Genomic DNA, 974 nt, shown 5'->3' with positions numbered 1-974 from the left:
TCGGACGGCAGCTTGTCGCGGCCCATGTACAGGAACTCCGTCCGGTACAGGCCGACGCCTTCGCCGCCGTTCTCCAGCACGCCGGCCACGTCGTTCGGTGTACCGATGTTCGCCGCCAGCTCCACATGCTTGCCGTCCTTCGAGACGGTCGGCTCCCCGCGCAGCTTCTTCCACTCCGCGATCTGCAGGTTGTAGGCTTCCTGCTTCTTCGTGTACTCGGCGACTACGGCTTCGTCCGGGTTAATCAGCACGTCGCCGCTCAGCCCGTCCACGATCACCAGATCGCCGGATTTCACGGCGGACAGCACGCTCTTCGTACCGACGACCGCCGGAATCTCCAGCGAGCGGGCCATAATCGCCGAGTGCGAGGTCCGGCCGCCGATGTTGGTCGTAAAGCCCTTGACGTACTTGCGGTTCAGCTGCGCCGTATCCGAAGGCGTCAAATCCTCGGCGATGACGATCACCTCTTCATCGATTTCCGCCGGGCTCACATAGGTGATGCCCAGCAGGTGATTGAGCACGCGCTTCGTCACATCGCGCATGTCGGCGGCGCGTTCCTGCAGGTAGGCGCTCTTCATGTTCTCGAACATGGCGATGAACTGGGACGCCACCTCCTGCAGGGCGTAGTCCGCATTGACGGCCTCTTCGCGGATTTTATCCTTCACGGGGCTGATCAGCTCCGGATCTTCCAGAATCAGCAGGTGGGATTCGAAAATCTCCGCCTTCTTCTCGCCGAGCTCGGCCAGGGTGCGCTCCTTGATGCGCTGCAGCTCGCCCTTCGATTTCTCGAGGGCGGCGTCCAGCTTGGCGATTTCGGCGTCCGCATCGCTGACAGTTGTCTTCGTGATGGTGTAATCCGGATGCTCCAGGATAAATGCGCGGGCCACGGCAATGCCGGCGGAGGCCGCGATTCCTGTGAGTTTATTCATGAACCTCGCCCAGCCCTTCTTTAACCATCACTTCCTGCAGAGCGG

1 protein-coding gene is annotated in these 974 nt (G+C 61.5%); it reads right to left on the bottom strand.

Going from position 1 to position 974, the window contains the following annotated elements:
* Positions 1-929, bottom strand: a 929-nt coding sequence (gene ptsP / locus F1381_RS27825) for a phosphoenolpyruvate--protein phosphotransferase (protein WP_151738063.1), incomplete at its 3' end; no start/stop codon positions are given.
* Between the last annotated feature and the right edge of the window lie 45 nt (positions 930-974).

The sequence above is a fragment of the Paenibacillus tengchongensis genome (genome assembly GCF_008973665.1).
Classification (GTDB): Bacteria; Bacillota; Bacilli; order Paenibacillales; family Paenibacillaceae; genus Paenibacillus_AQ; species Paenibacillus_AQ tengchongensis.
The sequence above is the reverse complement of the archived record's forward strand: the minus strand, read 5'-3'. Positions and strand labels throughout refer to the sequence as shown.